The following is a 21,580-nucleotide window of genomic DNA, read 5'->3' on the forward strand; positions in this document are numbered from 1 at the left end:
ACATTGCCTGCCGGATTTTCAATCCAACTTGCGAGTGACCCATGGCCCGACTCTGGCAGTTCCTCACCGATAGCCGGGTGTTCGGCTTGATCGGCTTTGTGGCGGTGGCGGCTTTTCTGCTGCTCGGTGCGCATTTTCTCGAGGTGGCAGCGATCTGGGCGGCCGTGGCCGGCCTGGTCCTGCTGGCGGTCTGGGGCGCCTGGTGGCTGACCCGTCGCCACTACCGCAAGCGCCAGGCGGCGCGCCTCGGTGAAACCATCGCACCGGCCGCCAGTGAAGGCGAAGAGCGCCCGACGTCAGCGGCGCTCGACACCACCGAACAGGACCGTGCTGGCGCCGTCACGGTGCTGCGCAAGAGCATGCTCGAAGCGGTCACCACCATCAAGACTTCGAAGCTGGGCCTGAGCATCGGCGCGGCGGCACTGTATGAATTGCCTTGGTATATGATCATCGGCAATCCCGCCGCCGGCAAGAGCAGCGCTGTCGGTTACTCCGGCTTGCAGTTCCCGATCGCCGGCAGCAAGGCGGTGCAGGGGGTGGGCGGCACCCGCAACTGCGACTGGTTTTTTACCAGCCAGGGCATCCTGCTCGACACCGCCGGGCGCTACTCGACGATCGAATCGGATCGCGCCGAGTGGTTCGGCTTCCTGGCGCTGCTGCGCAAGCACCGGCGGCGCTCGCCCATCAACGGCATCCTGATCTGCGTCAGCGTGGCCGAGCTGATGGGGGCCAGCCCGAACAAAACGATCGAGCTGGCCAAGAGCCTGCGCACCCGCGTGCAGGAGCTCACCGAGCGGCTCGGCGTGTTCGCGCCCGTCTACGTGATCTTCACCAAGGCCGACCTGATCGCCGGCTTCGGCGATTTTTTTCACGACACCGAACGGGCCGAGCGCGATCGCGTCTGGGGCGCCACCATGCGCTACAACCGCCGCAGCACGTCGCCCGATGTGCTGGCATTTTTCGACCAGCATTTCGACGAACTGCACGACGGGCTCAAGGAAATGAGCCTGGCCAGCATGGCCAATCGCAGCGCCACCATGCGCCCTGGTGTGTTCACGTTTCCGCCCGAATTCGCCTCCATCAAGGCGCCGCTGCGCTCCTTCCTGGCCACCCTGTTCGACGAAAATACCTATCAGTTCAAGCCAGTGTTTCGCGGCTTTTACTTCACCAGCGCCCTGCAGGAAGGCAGCACGCCGAACCAGTCGTCGCGGCGGGTGGCCAGCCGCTTCGACCTGACGCTCGAGGGCGCGGCCGTGGTCGAAGGCGCCGCCCGCGAGCAGTCTGGCTATTTTTTGCTGGACCTGTTTCGCCAGGTGATTTTCGCCGACAAGGAACTGGTGGCGCGCTACACCAGTCCGGCCAGCGCGCGCTGGAAGTACGGGGCCTTTTTCAGCGCCACCATCCTGCTGGGTTGTTCGCTGGGTGCCTGGAGCTGGTCCTACATGAGCAACAAGCAATTGGTCGCCAACGTCCAGGCCGATCTTGACAAGGTGGTGCGCCTGCAGGACAAGCGCAGCGACCTGCAGGTGCGCCTGGAAGCGCTCGAGATCCTGCAGGACCGCATCGAGCAGCTCGACAAATACCGCCGCGACAAGCCGTGGATGCTCGGCTTCGGCCTCTACCAGGGGGCGGCGCTCGAGCGCAAGCTGCGCGATGAATACTTTGGCGGCGTGCGCGAGGTGATGCTGCAGCCGGTCGCCGCCGCGCTCGAGGCACACCTGGCGGAGATGAACGCCAATGCCGGCCGGCTCGACGCCTCGGCCGCCGCCGCCGCCCCCGCCACCCCCGCCACCCCCGCCGCCGCCCCGCGTGGCGCCCTGTACCAGGAAGCCTCCACCAGCAGCGTCACCGACGGCTACAACGCCCTCAAGACCTACCTGATGCTGGCCGATAAAAGTCGCGCCGAGGCGGGGCACCTGAACGACCAGCTCACGCGCTTCTGGCGTGGCTGGCTCGAGTCCAGCCGCGGCGCCATGGCGCATGAGCAGATGGTGCGCAGCGCCGAGCGCCTGCTCAGTTTTCATCTGACCCAGATCAGCGACCCGGCATGGCCCCAGCTCACGCCCAAACTGGGCCTGCTCGACGCCGCCCGCGAAAACCTGCGCAAGGTGGTGCGTGGCACGCCCGCGCGCGAGCGCGTGTACGCCGACATCAAGGCGCGCGCCGCTACCCGCTATACCGCCATCACGGTGGCGCGCATCGTCGGCCAGCAGGACCAGGCCCTGTTGGGCGGCAGCGTCGCCGTCTCCGGTGCCTTCACCCGCGAAGCGTGGAGCGGCTTCGTCTACGGTGCGATCCGCGAAGCGTCCAACAAGGAACTGCAAAGCACCGACTGGGTGCTCAAAACCGCGGTGAAGGACGACCTGACGCTCGAGGGCAGCCCCGAGCAGATCCAGAAGACCCTCACCGAGATGTACAAGTCCGACTACATCGGCGAATGGCAACGGTTTGTCCAGGGCGTGACGGTGGGGGAACTGGGCAGCTTCGAAGGGGGCATCAACGCCATGAACCGGCTCGGCGACACCCAGAACTCGCCGCTGGCGCGGCTACTGGAAACGATTTACCAGCAAACTTCGTGGGACAACCCGGGCGCCGCCAGCGCCGCCGCCACCCGCGAACGGGTCGAGAAGGGGGTATGGGCATCGATCATGGCGGCGCTGTCGCGCAATGCGCCGTCGGAAGTGCGCGAGGAGGTGGTGTTGCCGACCACCCTGGCCACCCCGGTCGACCCCAGCGCCCTGGGCGCGGTGGGCCGCGAATTCGCCGGCGTGGCGCGCCTGGTGGGCCTGCGCGAGAAGCAGGCGTCGCTGATGGGCGGCTACCTGGACGCCTTGTCGCGCCTGCGCGGGCGGCTCAATCAGCTCAAGAACCAGGGCGATCCGGGACCGGGCGCCAAGCAGTTCATGCAGCAGACGCTCGAGGGCAGCGGCTCGGAATTGTCGGACGCGCTCAAGTACGTCGACGAGCAGATGTTGACCGGCATGAGCGAGAGCCAGAAGCTGGCCCTGCGTCCGATCCTGGTGCGCCCGCTGATGCAGACCTTCGCCATCATCGTCGGGCCCAGCGAGACGGAGCTGAACAAGACCTGGCGCGCCCAGGTGATCGAGCCGTTCCAGAAAAACCTGGCCACCAAGGGGCCGTTCCTGGCCGGCGCGGCCGAGGCCACGCCGGCCGAGATCGGCCAGGTGTTCGGCCCCGACGGCGCCATCGCCAGGTTTGTCGGCACGGCGATGGGCCCGCTGGTGGTGCGGCGCGGCGACGTCGTCTCGCCGCGCACCTGGGCCGACATCGGCATCGCCCTGTCGCCGCAGGCGGTGGCCAGCCTGCCCGGCTGGATCGCACCGCTCAGCGCCAACGGCGTGGTCACGCCCACCGCGCCGCAGACGGTGTTCCAGATGATGCCCCAGCCAGTGCCGGGCATCGCCGAATACACCGTCGAAATCGCCGGTCAGCAGATGCGCTATAAAAATACCGCGCCGGCCTGGACCAACATGGTCCATCCGGGGCCGCAGGGCGTGCCGGGGGCGCGCGTGTCGGCCGTCACGGTCGATGGCCGCAGCGTGGAAGTGTTTAGCGACACCTCCGACCAGGGCTTGAAAAAGCTGATCGAGGCGGCCACCCGCAAGAAGAAGGAGGGCGGCGTGTTCGAACTGCGCTGGAGCAGCGGCCTGGTGTCGGTGATGGTCGACCTGAAAATCATCAGCAGTGGCGAGACCGGTGCGGCAGCGGGAGCGGCGGGCCAGGGCTTTCGCGGCCTGCGCCTGCCGCCCATGATCGCCGGGCGCGAGGCCGCTGCCCCGGCTGCGCCTGCCGCACCGGCCAGCGCCAGCATGGCCGCCGCCGGCACGGGGGCGCCATGAACGCCGCCATGAGCGCGGCCATCGCCCGCGAGCGCATCGGATATTTCGGCAAGCTGCCCGCCTGCAGCGACTTCGTCAAGCTGGCGCCCGATGTCGAACTGATGGGCGTGCTCGACGACTGGCTGGCCCAGGTGATGACGCGCCTGCCGGACGATCCCCGCTGGAAGCTGCACTACGACGCCATGGCACCGGTGGCGTTCGCCTTCGTCGGACCGCGCCGGCGCCATGCGGTGGCCGGGCACATCGTCGGCAGCCATGATCAGTCGGGCCGGCGCTTCCCGTTTCTGCTCATGCGCGCCATCGGCGTTCACGCGCCGGCCCACTTCGTGTCGCATTGTCCGCTGGTGCTGGCCCCCCTGTTCGCGCTGCTGGCGCAGCGCACGCCGGCGGTGCTGGCCTCGCCCGCGCCGATCGCACCCCTGCACGACATCGCCGAGCATTCCCCGCTGCTCGACCAGGATGCCGGTGCCGCGCTAGCGGCGTTTCTCGCCACCGGCACGCTCGGCTCGCTGGCGGCGCAGCTGCGGCGTGACGACGTCGGCAGCCTGGTGCTGGCGCTGGGATTATTGCTCCAGCCGGTGATGCACAGCGGCGCCGCCGACCTGGAAAAAAGCCTGGTGCTGCCGCTGCCGCGCGAGCCGGTCGCGCGGCCGGCGGTGGCGGCGTTCTGGATGGAGCTGATCGCCCCCTTCCTGCGCCAGGCCGATCTCGACCTGGCGCTGTTCTTCACCGAGCAGGACGGCGACCCGGTGCTGGTGGTCGGCTTTTGCGACGCCTGCGTGGCGGCGCTGCACGCGATCATCGATCCTGTCGTCGGCCAGCACCAGCAGGTCCGTTTTGCCGACACCGGCTGGGTCGACGAGCAGCTGCGCGTCGACATCGATGTACGCGCGCTGGCCAGCCACCTGGCCCAGCCGGGCTTGCCCCTGCGGATGGCGCGCGACCTGTTCATGGATACCTTTCTGGGAGCTGCCACGTGAAAAAACGCCTGATGATGGTGCTGCTGCTGCTGGGCGCCGGCGCCTGCCTTGCCCAGACCGCCCCCGCTCCCGCACCCACACCCGCCCCACCTCCCGCGTCGGCGCCTGTGGCCGTCGCCGGGACTGGTGCCCCGCCCGCCACCGGCGGCGCCCCCGTCATCGTCAGCGGCATGCTGGCCGATGAGCCATCGCGCCAGGCGCTGGTGGCGCGGCTGCGCCAGGTGTTCGGCGCCGCCCGCGTGGTCGATCAACTGACGGTGGGGCCGGTAGCCGCCTCGCGCGAGTGGAATGACGCGCTGGGCCAGCTGATCGTGCCGAACCTCAAGCTGGTCAGCCACGGCCAGCTGAAAGTCGACGGCGCTTCGGCCACCCTGCGCGGCGACGTCGCCAGCGACGTCCAGCGCCAGCAGATCGGCGCGCAATTGAGCGGCGTGGCCGATGGCGCCGGCATCACCGTCAACAACGGCCTGCGCGTGGTGGCCTCGGAGCAGTCGGTGCTCGATGCCGCCCTGGCCAACCGCATCATCGAATTCGAGTCCGGCAAGGCCACCCTGACCGACTCGGGCAAGGCCATCCTCGACCAGATGAGCGTGGCACTGCTGGCGCTCAAGGACAAGAAGGTCGAGGTGATCGGCCACACCGACAATGCCGGCGCCCGCGCCAGCAACCTGGCGCTGTCGCAGGCGCGCGCCGAGGCGGTGCGCGGCTACGTGGCGGCCAAGGGCGTCAAGGCCGAGCTGATCGCCGTGTCGGGCGAGGGACCGGACCGGCCGGTGGCGGACAACCGCAGCGCCGAGGGGCGCGCGCGCAACCGGCGCATCGAGTTCAAGGTGGTGCAGTAGCGCGCCATCCCGCCGGCTTGCCCGATCCGGTCAGGGCAGGGTGATGGTCACGCTGGCCGCCCGCGGCGGCAGCTTGATCATGTCGTTGTAGCCGGCCAGCGCGTCGTTGGTCGAGTGGGCCAGGCTGGCGCGCAGGCCAATGTAGCCGCCCAGGCCGGCCAGCGCGAACACCGCCGTCAGCACCCACAGCGACAGGTCGCTGCGCAGCTTGTTGGCGACCTGGTCGGGCCGCTCGGCGTGCGGTGCGAAGGCCCGCGTACGGCCGCGCATGCGGGCGATCTCGTTGCCCAGCGTGGTGCTCATGAACTTGAGCTTTTCGTCGCCGTTGATCGCGTAGCGGCCCTGGAAGCCCATCAGCAGGCACATATGGAATACCTCGAGCGCCTGCAGGTGCGGAGCGCCGCGTGTGCGCAGATCCTCGAGTTTGGTGAAAAAATGTTCGCCGGCCAGCTGGTCGCCAAACAGCCGCAGTTGCAGGGGGCGGGTCTGCCAGCCTTCGCGCGCCATGTAGCTTGAGCGCAGGATGATTTCATCGACCGCTGCGCAGAACGCATAGCGCGCCGCGTACACATCGTCGATCGGCGCCCCCAGCGCCTTGGCCTGCCGATCGACCTCGGCGAGGAAGCCGCTGATGGTGTCGCCGAACACGGCGGGGTCTTGCGGGCCGCTGCCGTTCTTGAGCAGGTAGAGCGCATAAAAGCCTTCGTACATCAGGTCGAGCAGACTCTGTGTGCCGGCCCCGCCGGCGCCGCGGTTGGCCAGCAGGGTGGGGGCGGCGCGTCGTTCTGCGTGTTGGGTCATACAGCCTCCTCGATTGGGGCGCGCCATGGAACGGCGGCAAGCAAACGCCAAGCTTGGGCGATGTAGCAGCGCATTTGCTGCGTTGTCGCAAGTGCTGCGTAAATTTCTCGGAAACACCACAACAGCAAAACAATTGATCCGTCGCAAGGGGGCCGTATTTCTCACGTTCAATATAGCGGCTGGACAAACGGTACCGGAGACTTCGATGACTATCTTCCGCATTTTTCCCGCGCTTGCCTGTGCGGCCTTGCTCAGCGCCTGTGCGGGTCCGGCTGCGACGCCGGGGAGCAAGCTGGCCAGCATGGACAGCATTCTGAGCGAGGCTGACGCCGCCGCCAAGGCGGGCCGTCCGGACCAGGCCTACGCCATGCTGCGCACGGCCGCCGCCAGCAACCCGGCCGACAAGACGCCCCTGCTGCGCATCGCCCAGATGCGCTTTGATGACAAGAACTACGGCGAAGCCATCGTCAGCGGCCTGCAGGCGCTCGAGCGCGATCCCAACGACATGCTCGCCTACAGCCTGGTGGCGGTAAGCGGTCTGCGGGTGTCGAGCAAGGCGCTGGGCGACCTCTCGCAAAAGAACGGCTTTACCGGTTCCGTGCGCACCGAGGCGCAGGACCTGGCGGCGCTGCTGCGCAACACCCTCAAAGAGCCGATCGTGGTGCCCACCGGCCCGCGCGCGGCGCCGGCGCGGCCAGCGACACCGGCGACGCCGGCATCGACGGTCAAGCCGGCCAGCACGGCGTCGACCGTCAAGCCGCCCTGCACGAATCCGTTTTGCGGCTTGAACTAGGCGCGCAGGCGCGCACCCCGCGCGATCCCGGCCGGCTGGTCCGGCCCCTTTCCCTCTTCAGGAGTCCACATGGCCAAGAAAGACGGCGTGCAAAAGCGCCTGCAGAAAGTGCGCCCGCCGCGGGTGCAGATGACCTATGACGTCGAGATCGGCGACGCCATCGAAAACAAGGAGTTGCCCTTCGTGGTGGGCGTGATCGGCGACTTCGGCAGCGATCCGGCGGCGGCGAGAAAAGCCCTGAAGGAGCGCAACTTCGTCAACGTCGATGCCGACAATTTCGACGAGGTGCTGGGCGCGGTGGCGCCGGTGGCGCAGTTCCGGGTGCCCAACCACCTCTCCGGCGAAGGCGGTGAATTCGCCGTGCAGTTGCAGTTCAAGGAGATGGCCGACTTCCGGCCCGAGTCGGTGGTGCGCCAGGTGGCGCCGCTGAACGGCTTGCTCGAAGCGCGCACCAAGCTGGCCGACCTGCGCAACAAGCTCGCCGGCAACGACCGTCTCGAAGACATCCTCTCGGAGGTGCTGTCGAACACCGAGAAGCTGGCCAGCCTGCGCAGCAAGGAGCCCCAATGAGCGCCCTGATCGACAGCCGGCCCCAGGACCAGGCGGCGCAGGCGCAGACCATGGCGGGGGAGGTCGACCTGCTCGACGAGATCATCGAACAAAGCCGTGTGGCGGCGTCGTCGAGCGAACATGCGCGCGCCAAGGACCTGATCGCCGAACTGGTCAGCCAGGTCATGAACGGCACCGTGGTGATGTCCGATAACCTGTCGGCCACGCTCGATGCCCGCGTCGCCGAACTTGACAGGATGATCTCGGCGCAACTGTCGGCGGTGATGCACGCGCCGGCCTTTCAAAAGCTCGAGCGCAGCTGGACCGGCTTGCAGTACCTGGTGAAAAACTCCACCACCTCCGGCGGCCAGCAGATCCGCATGATGAACGCCACCAAGAAGGAGTTAATCAAGAACTTCCAGTCGGCGCTGGAATTCGACCAGAGCGCGATTTTCAAGAAGGTCTACGAGGAGGAGTTCGGCACCTTCGGCGGCGCCCCCTACGGCGCCCTGATCGGCGACTTCGAAATCAGCCGCCAGCCCGAAGACATCTATTTTCTCGAGCAGATGTCGCACGTGGCGGCGGCCAGCCATGCTCCCTTCATCACGTCGGCGGCGCCCGAGCTGATGGGCATCGAGAGTTTCGGCGACCTGGGCAAGCCGCGCGACCTGGCCAAGGTCTTCGACACCGTCGAATACGCCAAGTGGAAGGCGTTTCGCGAGTCCGAGGACGCGCGCTACGTGGGCATCACCCTGCCGCGCTTTCTGGGCCGGCTGCCCTTCAACCCGGCCGACGGCATGACGGTCGACGGCTTCAACTATGTCGAAGATGTCGACGGCAGCGACCACCAGAAGTACTTGTGGTGCAACGCCGCCTACGCCTTCGGCGCGCGCCTGATGAGCGCCTTCGAGGACTTCGGCTGGTGCGCCGCCATCCGTGGCGTCGAAGGGGGCGGCCTGGTGGAAGACCTGCCCACCCACACCTTCAAGACCGACGACGGCGAAGTGGCCCTGAAATGTCCGACCGAGCTGGCCATCACCGACCGCCGCGAGAAGGAATTGTCGGACCTGGGTTTTATCTCGCTGGTGCATTGCAAGAACACGGCCTACGCGGCGTTCTTCGGCGCCCAGTCGGCGCAAAAGGCGCGCAAGTACGCCAACGACGCGGCCAACGCCAATGCCGTGCTGTCCTCGCAACTGCAGTACATCTTCGCCGTCTCGCGCATCGCCCACTACATGAAGGCGATGATGCGCGACAAAATCGGCAGCTTCTCGGCCGCCTCGAACGTCGAGGAGTACCTGAACCGCTGGCTGACCCAGTACGTCCTGCTCGACGACAACGCCAGTCAGGAACAGAAGGCCCAGTTTCCCTTGCGCGAAGCGAGCGTGCAGGTGGCCGAGGTGCCGGGCCGGCCGGGCGTGTATCGCGCCGTGTCGTTCCTGCGGCCCCACTTCCAGCTCGACGAATTGTCCGTTTCACTCCGCCTGGTCGCGGAACTGCCGCAATCGACCAAAAACTGATGTTTACTCTTACTTTCACCTATCCATTAACTATCCAAGGAGCAGAGCATGGCAATTGACGTATACCTGCAGATCGACGGTATCAAGGGCGAGTCGACCGACGACAAGCACAAGGACTGGATCGAATGCAAATCGGTGGCCTGGTCGGTGTCGCAGCCGAAGTCGGCCACCGCGTCCACCGGCGGCGGCCACACTGCCGAGCGCTGCGAGCACAGCGAAATCAACATTTCCAAGCTGGCCGACCTGGCCACCCCGATCCTGCTGCAAACCTGCTCGTCCGGTAAAACCATTCCCAAGGCGAAGTTCGAATTCATGCGCGCCGACGGCAAGGGCGAACGCATCAAGTATTTTGAAATCGAACTGGAAAATGTCCTGATCGGCGACGTCAGCCCGAACGTGGGCGAGGGCGACATCCTGACCGAGACCATGGGCTTGAAGTTCTCGAAGGTGAAGTGGAAGTACACCCAGCAGAAGGTCACCGGCGGCTCCGGCGGCAACACCTCGGGCGGCTGGGACCTGGCCACCAACAAGGTGGTGTAGGAAGAAGCGACGGTCCTTGATGCCGCGGCCCCGGGCCGCGGTTGTTGTTTGGTGTTACTCGATCAGCAAAACGGTCAGCGGGCACAGTGCGCCCCCGCCGCGCCTGATCCTCATCGGAAGGAACCGCCATGGACATCAACCTGAAAACGCTGATTGGAAAACTCGACGACAGCACCCGCGCTGCCGCCACCCGCGCCGCCGCCATCTGCGTCGGCCAGGGCCACTACGAAGTCGACATCGAGCACCTGTTCCTGGCCCTGCTCGAGCAGCCCGACTGCGATTTTACGTGCATCGCCCACCAGTGCGGCATCAGCCTGACCGGCCTCGAATCGGACCTGCGCCGCGAGATCGCCAAGTTCGCCCGCGGCAGCAGCCGCACGCCGGTGTTCTCGCGCCACTTGCCCACGCTGCTCGAACACGCCTGGCTGATCGCCTCGCTGGGCTCGTCCGGACCGCACCGCATCCGCAGCGGCCACCTGTTGCTGGCCCTGTTGACCGCGCCCGACCTGGCCCAGTTGGCCCAGCGCGGTTCGAGCCTGTTTGCCCAGATCCCCGTCGAGCGCCTCAAGCACGACTTCGAGAAGATGACGCGCGGCTCGGCCGAATCGACGCTGGCCGCGCCAGGCACGCAGGTGCCGGCCGGCGACGCCATGACCGAGGTGGCGGCGGGCCAGCGCGCCACGCCGGCGCTCGACCAGTTCACCACCTGCCTGACCCAGCGCGCGCGCGAGGGCAAGCTCGATCCCGTGATCGGGCGCGATGGCGAGATCCGCCAGGCCATCGACATTCTCATGCGGCGGCGCCAGAACAACCCGATCCTGACGGGCGAAGCGGGGGTCGGCAAGACTGCCGTCGTCGAGGGACTGGCGCTGCGCATCGCCCAGGGCGAGGTGCCCGCGGTGCTGCAGGGCTGCGAGATTCACACGCTCGACATGGGCCTGTTGCAGGCCGGCGCCAGCGTCAAGGGCGAATTTGAAAATCGCCTGAAAAACGTCATCGACGAAGTCAAGAGGAGCCCGCACGCCATCATCCTGTTCATCGACGAGGCCCACACCATGATCGGCGCCGGCGGCGCCGCCGGCCAGAACGACGCCGCCAATCTGCTCAAGCCGGCGCTGGCGCGGGGCGAGCTGCGCACCATCGCCGCCACCACCTGGGGCGAATACAAAAAATATTTTGAAAAGGACGCCGCCCTGGCGCGCCGCTTCCAGGTGATCAAGGTCGAAGAGCCCGACGAAGCGACCGCCTGCGCCATGCTGCGGGCGATGGCGCCGCTGATGGAACAGCACTTCGGCGTGCGCGTGTACGACGACGCCATCGAGGCCGCCGTCGCGCTGTCGCACCGCTACATCAGTGGCCGCCAGTTGCCTGACAAAGCCATCAGCGTGCTCGACACCGCCTGCGCCAAGGTGGCGCTGGGACAGTCGGCCACGCCGGCGCTGGTGGAAACGCAGGCGCGCCTGATCGAACGCATCGATGCCCAGGTGGCGGCGCTGCTGCGCGAGCAGGCCGGCGGCGCCGACCATGGCGCGCGCCTGGCCCAGCTGGCGGCCGACCACGCGAGCGCGCTCAATGCCCTGCGCGAGGGGCGCCAGCGCTGGGAGCAGGAAAAAGCCATCAACAACGACATCCAGCAGCTGCGCGCCAGCATCGAGGCGGGCGACGGCGCGGCGCCGGCGGGACAATCAGGCGCCTTGCGCGGCATGATCGCGCGCCTGCGCGAGCTGCAGGGCGAGGCGCCGCTGGTGCCGGTGCAGGTGGACGCCCACGTGGTGGCCGAAATTGTCGCCGGCTGGACCGGCATTCCGCTGGGGCGCATGGTCAAGGACGAAATCAGGACCGTGATGAATCTGCAGGCGCTGCTCGAAGAGCGCATCATCGGCCAGTCGCACGCCGGCGCGGTGGTGGCCCAGCGGGTGCGCACCGCGCGCGCCAACCTGGACGATCCGAACAAGCCGAAAGGGGTGTTCCTGTTCGTCGGCAGCTCCGGCATCGGCAAGACGGAGACGGCGCTGGCGCTGGCCGACCTGCTGTACGGGGGCGAACGCAAACTCATCACCATCAACATGAGCGAATACCAGGAAGCGCACAGCGTGTCCGGTCTGAAAGGATCGCCGCCGGGCTATGTCGGCTATGGCGAAGGCGGCGTGCTGACCGAGGCGGTGCGCCGCAATCCCTACAGCGTGGTGCTGCTCGACGAGGTGGAAAAGGCCCACGCCGACGTGCTCGAACTGTTTTTTCAAGTGTTCGACAAGGGCGTGCTCGACGACGCCGAGGGCCGCCAGATCGACTTTCGCAACACCATCATCATCCTGACTTCGAACGCGGCATCGAGCCAGATGATGCAGGCCTGCCTGAACAAGGCCGCCGCCGACCTGCCCACGCCCGAGCAGCTCGCCGAGCTGATTCGCCCGCAACTGATGAAGCACTTCAAGCCGGCGTTCCTGGGCCGGCTGACGGTGGTGCCGTTCTACCCGATCGGCGACGCCGTCCTGGCGCGCATCATCCGCCTCAAGCTCGAGCGCATCGGCGCGCGCATCCTGCACAAGCACCAGGCCCGCTTCGAGTACGACGAGGCCCTCGTCAACGCCGTGCTGGCGCGCTGCACCGAAGTCGACTCGGGCGCACGCAATGTCGATGCGATCTTGAACGGCACGCTGCTGCCCGAAATCGCCGACAACGTGCTGGCGGCGATGGCCGAAGGGGGCGCGCTCAGGCGCATCAAGTGCGGCGCCACCCGCGCCGGCAAATTCAAGTACCTGATCGAAGCGGCCTAGCCAGGGAGGCGTCATGGATATCGAAGAACTGCTGGCCCCGGTCAGCGCCGCGCGTCCGTGCGGCGAGGACCTGGCCTTTTCCAGCGAACTCGACGCCATCGGTCGCGCGCGCCAGGCCGACGATCCTTCGCTCGAGCAGGGCGCCTGGGTCACCACGCTCAAGGAGGCGGACTGGAAGTTCGTCGCCGCCGGCTGCAGCCGGCTGCTGAAAAGCCGCAGCAAGGATCTGCGCCTGGCGGTCTGGCTGGCCGAAGCGTCGGCCAAGACGGCGTCCCTGCGCGGACTGGGCGAGGCGCTCCTGGTGACGGCCGGGCTGTGTCAGCGCTACTGGGACGCCTTGTATCCGCTGGCGGACGAGGGCGGTCACGAGCAGCGCATCGGCAATCTGAGCTGGATTGCCGCGCGGGTGGCGCAACTGGCCAGGGAGATCCCGGTGACGGAGGGGGCCAGCGCCTATTGTCTCAACGATTTCGCCTTCGCCCGCAGCCATGCCGGCAGCACCGCGGGCGCGGCCCCGGCTGGCACCAGCGTGCCCGATCCGGACGGCGCCCGTCGCAAGAGTTCGGCGGCGTTCTACCGGCGCCTGCTGGAGGACTGCGTGTATTGCCAGGGGGCGCTGGACGAACTCGAGCGGGTGATCGATGCCCGCCTGGGTCCCGACGGCCCCGGTTTCACGGCCGCCCGCGCCAATTTGCACGATGTGGCGCACTTTGCCACGCCGATGGCGGCCGTGACAGCGGCGCCGGACGCGCCGCCTGCCGCTGCAACGGCGCCCGACGGGGCGCCAGCGCTGGTGGCATCGGCGCCGCCGCCAGCGCTGGCCGTGGCCGGTGGCCACGTGCAAAGCCGGGCGCAGGCGCTGGCCCAGTTACGACAGGTGGCGGCATTCTTTCGCCAGAGCGAGCCGCACAGCCCCGTCGCCTACCTGGCCGACAAGGCGGCGCACTGGGGCGAGCAGCCCCTGCACGTCTGGCTGCGCGCGGTGATCAAGGACGACTTGCTGTACGCCCAGCTCGAGGAGATGCTGGGCGCAGGCAAGTCGGCGGCCTGATCACGCGACGAGCGAACTCAACTGCTCGCCGGCGCCACCTTGGCGCTGGCCTTGCTGATCTGGTCCTCGACCGTGGCCACCGCCTGGCGGGTGGCCTGGGTGACCTGCTCGTAACCCTTGAACGCGTTGTCGATGGCGGTCTTGATGATTTCGACGGCGTTTTCCGAGCCCGGTTTGACGTTCTGCGTGACGTCGTAGATCAGCGCGCTCAAGGCGCTCTTGGCTTCGGCGATGTGGCTGTCGGCGGCATCGTGGAATTCCTTGCGGATGTCGTCGATGATCACTTTCATCTGTTCCTGGTACTCGACGGCGCCACCCATGTCCGGCTTGGCCTGGCTGGCCATGGCCGCCATCGCCGCCGTGGCATCCTTGGCGTCGCGCATTTTCTGGCCGGCCGCCATGGCGCTGTCGACCGAACTGCGGGCGGTGGCCATGTTCAGCGCCACCACTTGTTCGACGCCCTGCACCGCCTTGCTGGTGAGGGCGTTGAACGTCATCATCTGAAGTTCGAACAGGGTCTTGGTGGCGGATGCGAATTGCTCGGGACTGGTAAACATGCACTTCTCCTCGGTTGGTGCTGCGATGGACAACCTTGCTGCTTCTCCTCCGGTACTGCTGTGCCACACCGATCGGCTGCGCCGTCGATGGGTGTTTTTAGTCGGTGACCGCCGCGGCGGACCACGATCTTTCATTATTCATGCGCCACCGGCTTTGTGCAATGGCTGTCCCGGTAGGGCCCGAAGGCCTTTTCCCAGCCGGGCCCCAGCGGAGTTTGCGCGCACACGGTTAGCCCGTTGAGCTTGCTGCGCCAGGTGAACCACGGCGCCGGCCTGGCAAGCGCGGCCCCGGTGGCGAGCAGCAGCACGGCGGCCACCAGGCGCAGGCGGGGGCGGCCCATCATGGGGCCAGCAGGGCGGTCTGCCCCGCCTCGATGGCCGTCGGCGCCGGCGCGCGCTGGGGCGCCACGGTGGGCAGTTGCAGGGTGAAACGGGCGCCGGCGCCGGCCGCGCTGTCGAGTTCAATGCTGCCGCCCAGGATGTTGGTGACGATGTTGTGCACCACGTGCAGGCCCAGGCCAGAGCGGGCGCCTGCTGCGCCGCTGGTAAAAAACGGGTCGTACACGCGCGCCTGGATGGCGGCGGCAATGCCGACGCCGTTGTCGGCCACGCAGATCGATACCTGGCTGCCCGTTTCGATGGCGCTGATGCGCACCACGCCGCCGCTGATGCCGGCAAAGGCATGCTCGAGGCAGTTTTCAAACAGTTCCGTCACCACCTGTGACAGTGGCCCCGGATAGCTGTCCATCGTCAGGTCATGGGCCAGGTCCAGTTCGAGCGTGATGCGGGCCGGCTTGGCGGCCACCCGCAGGGGCGCGGCCAGGTCGCTCAACAACTGCGACAGGGAAAAGTGGCGCCGGTCGGCGCTGGCCTGGTCGACGGCGATCTGCTTGAAGCCGGCCACCAGGGTGGCGGCGCGCTTGAGATTGCGCACCAACAAATCACCGGCTTCGCCGGCCTCGGCCAGGAAGCGCTCCAGTTCCGAGCGGCGCAAGCCCTGCGCCATCTGCAAGCGCAAGGCGTGGGTGCGCTCGGCCAGCGAGGTGGCCGCCACCACGCTGTTGCCAATGGGGGTGTTCAGTTCGTGCGCCACGCCGGCCACCAGCACGCCGAGCGCGGCCAGTTTGTCGCGTCGCACCAGTTCGTCCTGCGCTTTCGACAGGGTCGCCAGGGCGCTCGACAGTTCCCGGTTGATCTGGTCGGCGCGCGCCACCGCCGCCGTCAGCGCGGTGGTGCGCGCCGTGACCAGTTCTTCCAGGTGCTCGCGGTGCAGTTTCAGTTCGCGCTGGCGGCGGTGGCGCTGGAGGGCGATGCCGGCCAGGTGGCTGGCGATGCCGATCAGGCGGATGTCCGACTCGTGCGGGCTGCGCACTTCGTGGTAGTACATGGCGAACGAGCCCAGCACGTCCTCGCCGTCGGGTATGATCGGCGTCGACCAGCAGGCGCGCAGGCCGAACGGGGTGGCCAGCGGCAGGTAGGGCGCCCAGTTGGGGTCGACCTGGATGTCGGGCGAAATGACCATTTTTTTGGCGTACATGGCCACCCCGCATGACCCCGTATGGGGGCCGATGTGCATGCCATCGAGCGCCTTCATGTACGCCGCCGGCAAGCTCGGCCCTGACATGGGCCGCAAGGAAAAACCGTCGTCGTCGAGCAGCAGGACCGAGCACAACACGCCAGGCGAGAGCGACTCGACCAGGCCAACCAGGCGGTCGAGCACCGGTTTCAGGGCGGCGCCACCGGTGATCATTTCAAGAATTTCGCTCTGGCCGTCGCGCAGCTTTTCGGCGCGCAGGCGCTCCGAAATGTCGACCAGGCGGCCGTGCGCGAGCGCGTGGCCGGCCACTGGCAGGCGGATCAGCAAAGCTTCGCAGGGCAACTGGCGGCCATCGGCGCTGGCAACAACGAGGGGGAACTGGTGACTGCGGTTCTCGCCCGCGCTGGACATTTGTGCCTTCAGCAGCAGGCGTGAGCTGCCCCCGTCCGGCTGCTGGTCCGGGCACAGTTGATCGATGCGCATCGACAAAAGCTGGGCGCGCGTGCGGCCCAGCATCGTTTCCGCTGGCAAATTGACGTCGACCAGCAGCGAAGTGTGCAGATCGACCAGCACGCAGGGGTCCGGCGATTGCGCCAGCATCGCGTGGTAATTGCAGTGAAGGGCGCTCAGATCCATGGGCATGGTTCGCTCGCGACGGCCGTCTGTGCTAAGCGGCGGTGGCGGGGTAACCCTCGTCATCGAGGCGCGCCAGGATGGCGGCGGTGGCCGCGCTGGTGTTGATCGAGGCTTGTTTGCGGTCAATGTCGATCATGACCTGCGCGGCCGGATCGAGTTCGAGCACGGCTTCGGTGATGGCGCGGGCGCAGTGGCCGCAGCTAATGGCAGGTATCTGAAGCGTAAGCATGGCATTCCTTGTGGCAGGCAGCGAGGAGCAGTTTAGCCTATCGCTGCACAATGTGCGCACAGGAGAAGGGAGGCGACGCAGAAAAACGGCGCGCAGGCACAGCGCAAAACAAAACGCCGCATTTCTCGACAAGAGAACTGCGGCGTTTTGTGGCTGCTACTACAACTGAATGCGGAAATAACTCCGGTAGTGGTGCCCACGGAGGGACTCGAACCCCCACACCTTGCGGCACATGGACCTGAACCATGCGCGTCTACCAATTCCGCCACGTGGGCACTGATATTGCAACCTCAACTTTACTGCTTTTGCTGCCAACTACAATGCCGCAATCCCGAACTGCGATCACGGCGCAATGGTTGTTACTGCTTACAACTAACTGCGGAAAACACTCCGGTAGTGGTGCCCACGGAGGGACTCGAACCCCCACACCTTGCGGCACATGGACCTGAACCATGCGCGTCTACCAATTCCGCCACGTGGGCACTGTTGCTTCTCTGCGTTGCCGCCGAATTCTGCTATCATACTGGTCTTTGGTGTTTTGCGCCAGACTAACTTTCGTTACTCTGCGCTGCGACCATCTTCCATTCTGCTGCATTTTTCGTTCGCTTCGGCCTAGGCTTGCCGCGAAAGACCGAAATTATAGCGGAACAATTTGAAATGTCAAAGTGTCGAAAGCGCCTTTTTTTGGCAAGACATTTGACGAGCGCCGCGTTAGGCGATTCATGGTGTCGTCCGTTACACTATGCAAAATGGCGTGTCAATCTACTCACTGCAGTGAACCGGACGTCTACCGTGAGCACTGTCAAATACATTAAGAAAACGATTTGAACCAACCTACTCATACCATTCCCAGCCGTGAGGATATCCTCGGCATTTTCCGCGACGCCCAGTCGCCGCTCGACGCCAATGCCCTGGCAAAAGCCCTGAAGGTCGACGAGGACGCCATTCACGTGCTGTCGCGCCGCCTGAACGCCATGGAGCGTGATGGCCAGTTGGCCTCGGACCAGGAAGGGCAGTTTGCCCTGGCCGACCATTCCGGCTTCGTGGCCGGCAAGGTCAGCGCCCACCGCGACGGCTTCGGCTTCGTCATTCCCGACGAGCCGGGCGAGGACTTGTTCCTCAACGACAAAGAAATGCAGAAAGTCTTGCACGGCGATAAAGTGCTGGCGCGGGTCACCGGCGTCGACCGCCGTGGCCGCAAGGAAGCGACCATCGTCGAAGTGGTCAGCCGCGCCAACAGTCACGTCATCGGCCGCCTGCTCCATGAAAACGGCGTCTGGCTCATTGCCCCGGAAGACAAGCGGATCGGCCAGGACATCCTGGTCGCCGGCAGTCCCGGCAAGGCCAAGGCGGGCCAGATCGTCAGCGTCGAACTGGTCGAGCAACCATCGCGCTTCAAGCAGCCCACCGGCCGCGTCGTCGAAGTGCTGGGCGACCTCGACGATCCCGGCATGGAAATTGAAATCGCCGTGCGCAAATTCGGCGTGCCGCACATTTTCTCTGAAGGCGCCCTCAACCAGGCCGCCAAGTTGCCCGCCGAAGTGCGCGACGCCGACCTGGCCGACCGCGTCGACCTGCGCGACGTGCCCCTGGTGACCATCGACGGCGAAGACGCGCGCGACTTCGACGATGCCGTGTACTGCGAGCCCGTGCGTGTCGGTGATGAAAACTGCTTCCGCCTGCTGGTGGCGATCGCCGACGTCAGTCATTACGTCAAGCCCAACGATGCACTCGACGTCGATGCCCTCGAGCGCAGCACCTCCGTATATTTTCCTCGCCGCGTCATCCCGATGCTGCCGGAAAAACTGTCGAATGGCCTGTGCTCGCTCAATCCCGCCGTCGACCGCCTCACCCTGGTGTGCGACATGGTGGTCTCGCCGATCGGCGAAGTGACCGCCTACCAGTTCTATCCGGCCGTGATCCATTCGGCGGCGCGCCTGACCTATGACGCCGTCGCCGACATGCTGGGCAATCCGCAGGGCGACGAGGCCGTGCGCCGCGCCGCCATCGTGCCCCACCTGCGCAACCTGTTCAATGTCTACCAGGCCTTGCACAAGGCACGCCAGAAACGTGGCGCCATCGACTTCGAGACCACCGAAACGTACATCGTCTGCAACGCGCTGGGCAAGATCGAAAAGATCATCCCGCGCACCCGCAACGAGGCCCACAAGCTGATCGAAGAGTGCATGCTGGCGGCCAACGTGTGCGCCGCCGATCTGCTGATTCGCCACAAGCACCCCGGCACCTACCGCATCCACGCGTCGCCCACCGAAGAAAAGCTCAACCAGGTCCGTACCTTCCTCAAACAGGTGGGCTTGAACCTGGGCGGCGGCGACAAGCCGCAGGCGAACGATTACGCCATCCTGATGCGCCAGGTCAAAGAGCGTCCCGACGCCGCCCTGCTGCAAACGATGCTGCTGCGCTCGATGCAGCAGGCGGTCTACAGTCCTGACAATATCGGCCACTTCGGCCTGGCCTACGAGGCCTACGCCCACTTCACCAGCCCGATCCGCCGCTATCCCGACCTGCTGACGCACCGCGCCATCAAGGCGATTTTGCTGGGCAAAAAGTACGAGCCGAAAGGCATCAATCTGGCCGGCCTGAACACCACCGTGTCGAACGCCACGCGCAAGAAGCAGGCCAAGGACAAGGCGGCCGGCACCCAGAAGCAGGACAAGGATCTGACGATCTGGGACGCGCTCGGTGTCCATTGCTCGGCCAACGAGCGGCGCGCCGACGAAGCGTCGCGCGACGTCGAAGCCTGGCTCAAGTGCTACTTCATCAAGGACAAGCTGGGCGAGGAATTTACCGGCATGATCGTCGGCGTGACCAGCTTCGGCATTTTCGTCCAGCTCGACGACCTGTACGTGGAAGGCCTCGTGCACATTACCGAACTGGGCACCGATTTCTTCCAGTACGACGACGCCCGCCACGAACTGCGCGGCGAGCGCACGGGCAAGCGCTATCAGCTCACCGACAAGGTGACGGTGCAAGTGGCGCGGGTCGACCTGGAAGCACGCAAGATCGACCTGGTCATGGCCGGCAACGTCAACGACGACGTCGATGGCACCGGTGTGCCGAAAAGCGCCGCCGCCAGGGCGCAGGAAGCCAAGCCGGCCAAGGCGGGCGGCAAGAAAATGTCGGGCGAGGCGGCAGCGCCGTCGCGCTACGACCTCGATGAATCGGTCGACGGGTCGGCCAAGCCGGCCCCGGCCAAACGCAGCAAAGGCCCCGCCAAGTCGGCGGCGCCGGCAAAAACCAGCAAGAAGAAACGCGCACAATGAAGAATAAAATGATTTTCGGCTTTCACGCCGTCACCTCGCGCCTGCGGCACGAAGCGTCGTCAGTGGAAGAAATTTTTGTCGATGCGAGCCGCCAGGACCGCCGCATGCATGACCTGATCGCCGGCGCCAAGGCGCTCGGCGTGCGCGTCATGCCGGTCGATTCGGCGCGGCTCGATAAAATCGTCGGCACCCGCCGCCACCAGGGCGTGATTGCCTTCGCCAGCCAGTTGGCGCTGGCACGCAACCTCGACGAACTGCTGGACGCCATCGAAGGTCCGCCGCTGCTGCTGATCCTCGACGGCATCACCGATCCGCACAACCTGGGCGCCTGCCTGCGCGTGGCCGACGGCGTCGGCGCCCACGCGGTCATCGTGCCGAAGGACCGCGCCGTGGGCCTGAACGCCACCGCCGCCAAGGTCGCCAGTGGCGCCGCCGAAACCGTGCCGTACATCACCGTCACCAACCTGGCGCGCACCATGCGCGAGCTCAAGGAACGCGACATCCTGCTCATCGGCACCACCGACGATGCCGACCGCGGCCTGTACGAAGCCGATTTCACGGGGCCGGCGGCGCTGGTGATGGGCTCGGAAGGCGAGGGCATGCGCCGCCTGACCCGGGAAACCTGCGATGTGCTCGTCGGCATTCCCATGTTCGGCTCCGTCGAGAGCTTGAACGTCTCGGTCGCCTCGGGCGTGTGCCTGTACGAAGCACGCCGCCAGCGGCTCGCCCGCGAAGTCTGACCGGCAGCACTGCCAACGGGGCTGGCGCCGCGCCAGTCCGTTGCCGATGGGCGCCGTCAAACGCGGCGTTCATCAGCGTCCCGGCCCGGGATGCGCTACCATGGTTGTCTTGCAACTGTTCGCCCCATCCCCGCATGTTTCCCAATCTCACTGACGACATCAAGAGCATCATCGAACGCGACCCTGCCGCGCGCAACGGGTTCGAGGTGCTCACTTGTTATCCGGGCTTCCAGGCGATCATGATGCATCGCTGGGCGCAGGCGTGCTGGCGCAACCAGCTCAAGTGGCTGGGCCGCTTCATCGCCTACATTGCGCGCATCATCACCGGCATTGAAATCCACCCCGGCGCCACCATCGGCCGGCGCGTGTTCATCGACCACGGCTTCGGCGTCGTCATCGGCGAAACCGCCGTGGTGGGCGACGACTGCACCATCTACCAGGGCGTCACCCTGGGCGGCACCTCGCTCACCAGCGGCTCCAAGCGCCACCCGACGCTCGAGCGGGGCGTCATCATCGGCGCCGGCGCGCAGGTGCTGGGCGCCTTCGTGGTGGGCGAGTACGCCAAGGTGGGCTCGAACGCGGTGGTGGTCAAGCCGGTGCCGGCCGGCGCCACCGCGGTGGGCAACCCGGCCCATATCGTGCGCAAGAATGTCGATGTCGACGAACGCAGCGCGCAGATGTTTTCCGCCTACGGCGTTACCCCGAATGGCGACGATCCCCTGTCGAAGGCGCTGCACGGCCTGATCAACCACGCGGCCCGCCAGGATGAGCAGATCGAGCGCATGATGTCCACCCTGAAGCAGGCGGGGCTGTGCTGCCCGGCCATGCCCGACGGTGATAGACTCGACACCGTCCAATTGAATAAACTAGTCGATTAAGGAAGC

Annotated in this window: 17 protein-coding genes and 2 tRNA genes; 12 read left to right on the forward strand and 7 right to left on the reverse strand. The window is 66.3% G+C overall.

The window, feature by feature from the left end:
• Window positions 1-41 precede the first annotated feature (41 nt).
• The 3 genes from tssM to ACP7EY_RS15695 are packed head-to-tail and all read left to right on the forward strand — an operon-like array spanning window position 42 to window position 5,682.
• Entirely contained in the window at window positions 42-3,860 is a 3,819-nt protein-coding gene (gene tssM / locus ACP7EY_RS15685) for a type VI secretion system membrane subunit TssM (protein WP_426195180.1), read from the forward strand.
• Complete coding sequence (tagF, locus tag ACP7EY_RS15690; protein WP_426195182.1) at window positions 3,857-4,840, forward strand: type VI secretion system-associated protein TagF; 984 nt, start codon at window positions 3,857-3,859, stop codon at window positions 4,838-4,840. The genes tssM and tagF overlap by 4 nt, the downstream gene beginning before the upstream one ends.
• The gene (locus ACP7EY_RS15695) at window positions 4,837-5,682 is read left to right on the forward strand and encodes an OmpA family protein (RefSeq protein WP_426195184.1); all 846 of its coding nucleotides are present in this window, start codon (window positions 4,837-4,839) and stop codon (window positions 5,680-5,682) included. Before tagF ends, ACP7EY_RS15695 begins: the two co-directional genes overlap by 4 nt.
• Before the next feature lie 30 nt (window positions 5,683-5,712).
• Here ACP7EY_RS15695 and icmH read toward each other — a convergent pair whose 3' ends face one another.
• Entirely contained in the window at window positions 5,713-6,483 is a 771-nt protein-coding gene (gene icmH / locus ACP7EY_RS15700) for a type IVB secretion system protein IcmH/DotU (protein WP_426195186.1), read from the reverse strand.
• Between the two features lie 205 nt (window positions 6,484-6,688).
• Here icmH and ACP7EY_RS15705 point away from each other — a divergent pair, with 205 nt between their 5' ends.
• The 6 genes from ACP7EY_RS15705 to tssA all read left to right on the forward strand — a co-directional run bounded on the left by ACP7EY_RS15705 (window position 6,689) and on the right by tssA (window position 13,713).
• A complete protein-coding gene (locus ACP7EY_RS15705) occupies window positions 6,689-7,276 on the forward strand; it encodes a tetratricopeptide repeat protein (protein WP_426195188.1) in 588 nt (195 codons plus the stop codon).
• Between the two features lie 69 nt (window positions 7,277-7,345).
• Entirely contained in the window at window positions 7,346-7,846 is a 501-nt protein-coding gene (gene tssB / locus ACP7EY_RS15710; protein WP_426195190.1) for a type VI secretion system contractile sheath small subunit, read from the forward strand.
• Window positions 7,843-9,345, forward strand: coding sequence for a type VI secretion system contractile sheath large subunit (gene tssC / locus ACP7EY_RS15715; protein WP_426195192.1), 1,503 nt, complete (start codon window positions 7,843-7,845; stop codon window positions 9,343-9,345). The genes tssB and tssC overlap by 4 nt, the downstream gene beginning before the upstream one ends.
• 48 nt (window positions 9,346-9,393) lie before the next feature.
• A complete protein-coding gene (locus ACP7EY_RS15720; protein ID WP_426195194.1) occupies window positions 9,394-9,885 on the forward strand; it encodes an Hcp family type VI secretion system effector in 492 nt (163 codons plus the stop codon).
• Between the two features lie 128 nt (window positions 9,886-10,013).
• Window positions 10,014-12,662 (forward strand): type VI secretion system ATPase TssH, encoded by a 2,649-nt coding sequence (gene tssH / locus ACP7EY_RS15725; RefSeq protein ID WP_426195197.1) that lies wholly within the window; start codon window positions 10,014-10,016, stop codon window positions 12,660-12,662.
• A gap of 13 nt (window positions 12,663-12,675) precedes the next feature.
• Window positions 12,676-13,713 carry a type VI secretion system protein TssA gene (tssA, locus tag ACP7EY_RS15730; protein WP_426195199.1) on the forward strand — a complete coding sequence of 346 codons (1,038 nt, stop codon included), beginning with the start codon at window positions 12,676-12,678 and terminating at the stop codon, window positions 13,711-13,713.
• A gap of 17 nt (window positions 13,714-13,730) precedes the next feature.
• Here tssA and phaP read toward each other — a convergent pair whose 3' ends face one another.
• From phaP to ACP7EY_RS15760, 6 genes are all read right to left on the reverse strand, one after another.
• Entirely contained in the window at window positions 13,731-14,270 is a 540-nt protein-coding gene (gene phaP / locus ACP7EY_RS15735) for a TIGR01841 family phasin (protein WP_426195201.1), read from the reverse strand.
• A gap of 134 nt (window positions 14,271-14,404) precedes the next feature.
• Complete coding sequence (locus ACP7EY_RS15740) at window positions 14,405-14,614, reverse strand: hypothetical protein (protein WP_426195203.1); 210 nt, start codon at window positions 14,612-14,614, stop codon at window positions 14,405-14,407.
• On the reverse strand, window positions 14,611-16,449 hold the full coding sequence (locus ACP7EY_RS15745) for an ATP-binding protein (protein WP_426195204.1): 1,839 nt from the start codon (window positions 16,447-16,449) through the stop codon (window positions 14,611-14,613). Before ACP7EY_RS15745 ends, ACP7EY_RS15740 begins: the two co-directional genes overlap by 4 nt.
• Window positions 16,450-16,474: 25 nt before the next feature.
• On the reverse strand, window positions 16,475-16,672 hold the full coding sequence (locus ACP7EY_RS15750; RefSeq protein ID WP_426195205.1) for a heavy-metal-associated domain-containing protein: 198 nt from the start codon (window positions 16,670-16,672) through the stop codon (window positions 16,475-16,477).
• Between the two features lie 190 nt (window positions 16,673-16,862).
• Window positions 16,863-16,947 (reverse strand) — tRNA-Leu (locus tag ACP7EY_RS15755).
• Window positions 16,948-17,069: 122 nt separating this feature from the next.
• A tRNA-Leu gene (locus tag ACP7EY_RS15760) sits at window positions 17,070-17,154 on the reverse strand.
• A gap of 342 nt (window positions 17,155-17,496) precedes the next feature.
• Between ACP7EY_RS15760 and rnr the strand changes: the two genes are divergently transcribed.
• The 3 genes from rnr to cysE all read left to right on the forward strand — a co-directional run bounded on the left by rnr (window position 17,497) and on the right by cysE (window position 21,574).
• Window positions 17,497-19,956, forward strand: coding sequence for a ribonuclease R (gene rnr / locus ACP7EY_RS15765; RefSeq protein WP_426195206.1), 2,460 nt, complete (start codon window positions 17,497-17,499; stop codon window positions 19,954-19,956).
• Window positions 19,953-20,696, forward strand: a complete 744-nt coding sequence (gene rlmB / locus ACP7EY_RS15770; RefSeq protein WP_426195207.1) for a 23S rRNA (guanosine(2251)-2'-O)-methyltransferase RlmB — start codon at window positions 19,953-19,955, stop codon at window positions 20,694-20,696. The genes rnr and rlmB overlap by 4 nt, the downstream gene beginning before the upstream one ends.
• A gap of 134 nt (window positions 20,697-20,830) precedes the next feature.
• Window positions 20,831-21,574, forward strand: coding sequence for a serine O-acetyltransferase (gene cysE / locus ACP7EY_RS15775; RefSeq protein WP_426195208.1), 744 nt, complete (start codon window positions 20,831-20,833; stop codon window positions 21,572-21,574).
• Window positions 21,575-21,580: the final 6 nt, after the last annotated feature.

The organism is Massilia sp. DWR3-1-1, from assembly GCF_049898325.1.
Lineage (GTDB): Bacteria > Pseudomonadota > Gammaproteobacteria > Burkholderiales > Burkholderiaceae_D > JAFCUW01.